Here is a 5,073-nt window from a genome sequence, read left to right as displayed (position 1 = left end):
CCCCCCCCCCCCCCCCCCCCATGCCGCGGGCGCCCCCCCCCACACCCCTCCCCCTACCCCCCTCCCGCAAGGGGAGGGGGGACAAGAGTAAAGAGGCCTCGCTTGCGGGCGAGGCAATGCATGGCAGCTCGACATCCGGGGGCCTCGCATGAGCGGCCGGGACGTCTTGATCGGCCTCGATTCCGGCACCTCGGTGGTCAAGGCGGTGGCCTTCGACCTGGACGGCGCGCCGGTCGAGCATGCGGCACGGCCGAACACCACGATCCCGGTCGACGGCGCCGGCATGGAGCAGGAGTTCGGCCGCACCTGGGATGACGCGGCGCTGGTGCTGCGCGAGCTGGCGGCCAAGCTGGAGGCGCGCAGCCTGCGCGTGGCCGGCCTCGCCGTGACCGGCCAGGGCGACGGCACCTGGCTGATCGACCGCGACGGCGAGCCGGTCGGCCGCGCCATGCTGTGGCATGACGGCCGGTCGGGCCCGATCGTGGCCGAGCTGCACCGGAGCGGCACAGCCAAGGCGGTGCAGCGCTTCACCGGCACCATGCTGAACATGTCGAACCAGTCCGGCCAGCTGCTGTGGCTGAAGCGGCATAGGCCGGAGGCGCTGGCCCGGGCCGCCACCGCCTTCCACTGCAAGGACTGGCTGTATTTCCGGATGACCGGCGATCGGGCGACCGACGTCTCGGAAGGCACCTTCACCTTCGGCGACTACCGCCGCCGGGAGTACGCGCCGGAGGTGCTGGAGCTGTTCGGGCTGCAGGACGAGGCCCGGCTGCTGCCGTCGATGGTCGACGGCGCCCGCCAGAATTCGGCGCTGACACCCCAGGCCGCGATCGCGACCGGCCTGCCCGCCGGCACTCCGGTGGTGCTGGCCCCGGTCGACCTGCTGTGCGGCGCGCTCGGCTCCGGCCTCTACGACCCGGAGGGCCGCGCCGGCTTCACCGTGCTGGGCTCGACCGGCGCGCATATGCGGCTGGTGTTCGGGGCCGACCAGGTGACGCTAGGCGAGGAGGTCGGCTACACCATGCCGTTCATCGTCCCGGGCAGCTATGTCTCCATGGTCTCAAACATGGCGGCGACGCTGAACATCGACTGGCTGTGCGGCGTGGTCGAGGAGGTGGCGGAGGCGGCCGGCGCGACACTGCCGAAGCGGTCCGACCTGATCCGCCTGCTCGACGCCAAGGCCGCGGCAGCCAAGCCGGGGCGGCTGTTGTACCACCCCTTCATTGCCGAGGCGGGGGAGCGCGGACCCTTCGTCGACAGCGCCGCCCGCGCCTCGGTCATCGGCCTGTCCGGCACCGCCGGCGCCGGCGACCTGATGCGCGCGATCTATGAGAGCCTCGGCTTCGCCACCCGCGACTGCTACGAGGCGGTGGGCGGCACGCCGGCCGAGATCCGCATGGCCGGCGGCGCGGCGCGCAGCGCCACCGTGCGCGCCATCGTCGCCGCCGCCGCCAATGCGCCGATCCGCCTGGTAAAGCGCGAGGAGGTCGGCGCCGCCGGCGCGGCCATGGTGGCGGCGCTGGGCTTGGGCATCCTGCCCGACATCGACGCCGCCTGCGCCCGCTGGGTGACGCCGCTCTTGGCCGAGGCCGAGGCGCCCGACCCGGCGCTGGTCGCGCACTATGACCGCCTGTTCCCGCAGTACCGCGCCAGCTACCGCAGCCTGCGCCCCATCTGGCACGCCCTGGAAGACCTGAGGACCGAAGGATGACCCGACGCATCGCCGTGATCGGCGACCGCTTCATGCTGCCCAGCCTGTTCGTGGAAGCGCTGGAGAAGATTCCGGCCGCGCTCGACATCCGAACACTGGAGCAGCCCTGGCCGGACGAGCCGATGGTGCATGGCTATGCCGGCACCGGGCTGGACGGGCTGAAGGAGTTCATGGGCGACCCGGACGAGATCGTCGAGTTCATCGGCGACGCCGAGATCCTGGTCACCCATCTGGCGCCGATCTCGGCCGGCATGCTGGAGCGGCTGCCGGACCTCAAGCTGATCGGGGTCAGCCGCGGCGGGCCGGTCAACATCGACATGAAGGCGGCCAAGGCGCGCGGCGTGAAGGTGGTCAACGCCCCCGGCCGCAACGCCAGCGCGGTGGCCGAGTTCACCATCGGCGCCATCCTGGCCGAGACCCGGCTGATCACCCGCGGCCACACCGCGCTATCGCAGGGCCAATGGCGCGGCGACCTGTATCGCGCCGACATCACCGGCCGCGAGCTGTCGGAGATGACGGTCGGCGTGATCGGCTACGGCCATGTCGGCACCAAGGTGGTGCGCCTGCTGAAGGCCTTCGGCTGCCGCATCCTGGTGACCGACCCCTATGTCCAGCTCGACCCCGCCGACAGCGCTGACGGCGTGCAGCAGGTGCCGCTGGAGACGCTGCTGGCCGAGAGCGACGTGGTGACGCTGCATCCGCGCGTGACCGCCGAGACCACCGGCATGATCGGCGCCGAGGCGTTTGCGGCGATGAAGGACGGGGCGGTCTTCGTCAACACCGCACGCGGCCCGCTGGTCGATTACGACGCGCTCTACGACGCGCTGGTCAGCGGCAAGCTGCGCGGCGCGATGCTGGAGACCTTCGCGGTCGAGCCGCCGCCGGAGGACTGGCCGCTCTTGAAGCTGCCCAACGTCACCCTGACCCCGCACATCGCCGGCGCCTCGGTGAAGACCGTCACCTACGCCGCCGGGCTGATCGCCGAGGACGTCCGGCGCTATCTGGCCGGTGAACCCCTGCTCCGCCTCTGCTGACCCTTAGGAACCGCCATGACCACCGAGATCGAACTCCGCACCAGAATCGTCGAAGCCTGCCGGCAGATGAACGCCAACGGGCTGAACCAGGGCACCTCCGGCAACATCAGCGCCCGCTGGGGCGACGGCATCCTGGTGACCCCGACCGGCGTGCCCTATGACGAGATGACGCCGGACGACATCGTCGCCATGAGGATGGATGGCAGCTGGGAGCATGGCGACCACCGCCCCTCCTCCGAATGGCGCTTCCATCTCGACATCCACCGCCGCAAGCCGGAGGTGAACGCCATCGTCCACTGCCACCCGATGTATTCGACCATCCTGGCGATCCGGCACCAGGAGATCCCGGCGCTGCACTACATGATCGCCTGCGGCGGCGGCAACTCGATCCCCTGCGCGCCCTACGCCACCTACGGCACGCCGGAGCTGTCGGAGCATGCCATCGCGGCGCTGCAGGGCCGCACCGCCTGCCTGCTGGCCAATCACGGGCTGATCGCCACCGGCGCGACCCTGGGCAAGGCGATGTGGCTGGCGGTCGAGGTCGAGACCCTGGCCAAGCAATACGTCTACACGCTGATGCTGGGCGGCCCGAAATGCCTGCCGGACGACGAGATCGACCGGGTGATCGAGAAGTTCAAGGATTACGGCCCGCGCCCGAAGAAGCAGGCGGCCTGAGCACAGATGGCGGACGGAGCGGAACAGCGTAACGGGGCCGTCGTCGACCTGCTGGTGGTCGGCGGCGGCGTCAACGGCGCCGGCATCGCCCGCGACGCGGTCGGGCGCGGCCTGTCGGTGCTGCTGTGCGAGAAGGGCGACCTGGCCGAAGGCACGTCGAGCCGCAGCGGCAAGCTGGTGCATGGCGGCCTGCGCTATCTCGAATACTACGAGTTCCGGCTGGTGCGCGAGGCGCTGATCGAGCGCGAGGTGCTGCTGGCCGCGGCGCCGCACATCATCTGGCCGATGCGCTTCGTGCTGCCGCATGACAGCTTCCTGCGCCCGGCCTGGCTGCTGCGGCTGGGGCTGCTCCTGTACGACCATCTCGGCGGCCACAAGAGGCTGCCGGCCAGCCGCGGCCTGGACCTGCATCGCGACCCCGAGGGCAAGCCGCTGCAGGACCGCTTCCGCCGCGGCTTCGAATATTCCGACTGCTGGGTCGACGACGCCCGGCTGGTGGTGCTGAACGCGATCGGCGCGGCCGAGCGCGGCGCGGAGATCCTGATCCGCACCGAATGCGTGTCGCTGCGGCGGCGCGACGGGCTGTGGCATGCGGTGCTGCGCCCGGCCGGCGGCGGGGCCGAGCGGCAGGTCGTCGCCCGCGCCGTGGCCAATGCCGCCGGGCCCTGGGTCGACCGGGTGCTGACCGGCGCGGCCGGCCTCAAATCGGGCAAGAAGATCCGGCTGGTGCGCGGCAGCCACATCGTGGTGCCGAAGTTCTATGACGGGCTGCAAGCCTATCTGGTGCAGAACACCGACAAGCGGGTGATCTTCATCAACCCCTATGAGCACGGCTATCTGCTGATCGGCACCACCGACATCCCACAGACCGGCGACCCCGACCAGGTGGCGGTCGACCCGGCGGAAATCGAGTATCTCTGCGGCGTGCTGAACCGCGCCTTCCAGCGCCAGATCGGGCCGCAGGACGTGGTGCATTCCTTTGCCGGGGTGCGGCCGCTGTTCGACGACGACGCCGCCAACCCCTCGGCCGTGACCCGCGACTATGTCTTCGACGTCGACGACGAGGGCGGCCGGGCGCCGATCCTCTCCGTGTTCGGCGGCAAGATCACCACCTTCCGCAAGCTGGCCGAGCACGCGCTGGACCGCCTGCGGCCCTTCTTCCCGGCGATGGGCCCGGCCTGGACCGCGGCGGCGCCGCTGCCCGGCGGCGACATGCCCGATTTCGAGCGCTGGTTGGCGGAGTTCCGCCGGCGCCATCCCTGGCTGCCGGAAGACCTGGCCCTGCACTACGGCCGGCTCTACGGCACAAGGGCCGATGCGCTGCTGGACGGCGCCCGGTCGACGGCCGATCTCGGCCGGCATTTCGGCGGGTCGCTGTACGAGCGTGAAGTCGCGTGGCTCCGCGCCCAGGAATGGGCCGAAGACGCCGAGGACATCCTGTGGCGCCGCACCAAGCACGGGCTGCACCTGTCGCCCGCCGAGACCGCGGCCTTCACCCAATGGCTGGAGGCTGCACCAGCCCCGGCCGCGCAGGCGGCGGGGCGGTGATGGTCGCCGTAGCCTCTCCCCTGTCCCTTTCTAGTCCCCCCTCCCCTTGCGGGAGGGGGATAGGGGGAGGGGGTTCGCACCGCGAGACCGAACGAGTTGGCCACG

General features: G+C 71.1%; 4 protein-coding genes. All 4 read left to right on the top strand.

Features of this window, described 5'->3' with window-relative positions; genetic code table 11:
* Positions 1-148 precede the first annotated feature (148 nt).
* Genes AAHM41_RS38745 through AAHM41_RS38730 form a run of 4 tightly spaced genes read left to right on the top strand, consistent with a single transcriptional unit; the run spans position 149 to position 4,968 of the window.
* Entirely contained in the window at positions 149-1,711 is a 1,563-nt protein-coding gene (locus AAHM41_RS38745; RefSeq protein WP_342241972.1) for an FGGY-family carbohydrate kinase, read from the top strand.
* On the top strand, positions 1,708-2,745 hold the full coding sequence (locus AAHM41_RS38740; protein ID WP_342241971.1) for a 2-hydroxyacid dehydrogenase: 1,038 nt from the start codon (positions 1,708-1,710) through the stop codon (positions 2,743-2,745). The genes AAHM41_RS38745 and AAHM41_RS38740 overlap by 4 nt, the downstream gene beginning before the upstream one ends.
* 15 nt (positions 2,746-2,760) lie before the next feature.
* A complete protein-coding gene (locus AAHM41_RS38735; RefSeq protein ID WP_342241970.1) occupies positions 2,761-3,420 on the top strand; it encodes a class II aldolase/adducin family protein in 660 nt (219 codons plus the stop codon).
* A gap of 6 nt (positions 3,421-3,426) precedes the next feature.
* Positions 3,427-4,968 carry a glycerol-3-phosphate dehydrogenase gene (locus AAHM41_RS38730; RefSeq protein WP_342241969.1) on the top strand — a complete coding sequence of 514 codons (1,542 nt, stop codon included), beginning with the start codon at positions 3,427-3,429 and terminating at the stop codon, positions 4,966-4,968.
* The last annotated feature ends 105 nt before the right edge of the window (positions 4,969-5,073 follow it).

The sequence above is a fragment of the Inquilinus sp. OTU3971 genome, from assembly GCF_038440215.1.
This window is presented reverse-complemented; position numbering and strand designations above follow the sequence as displayed.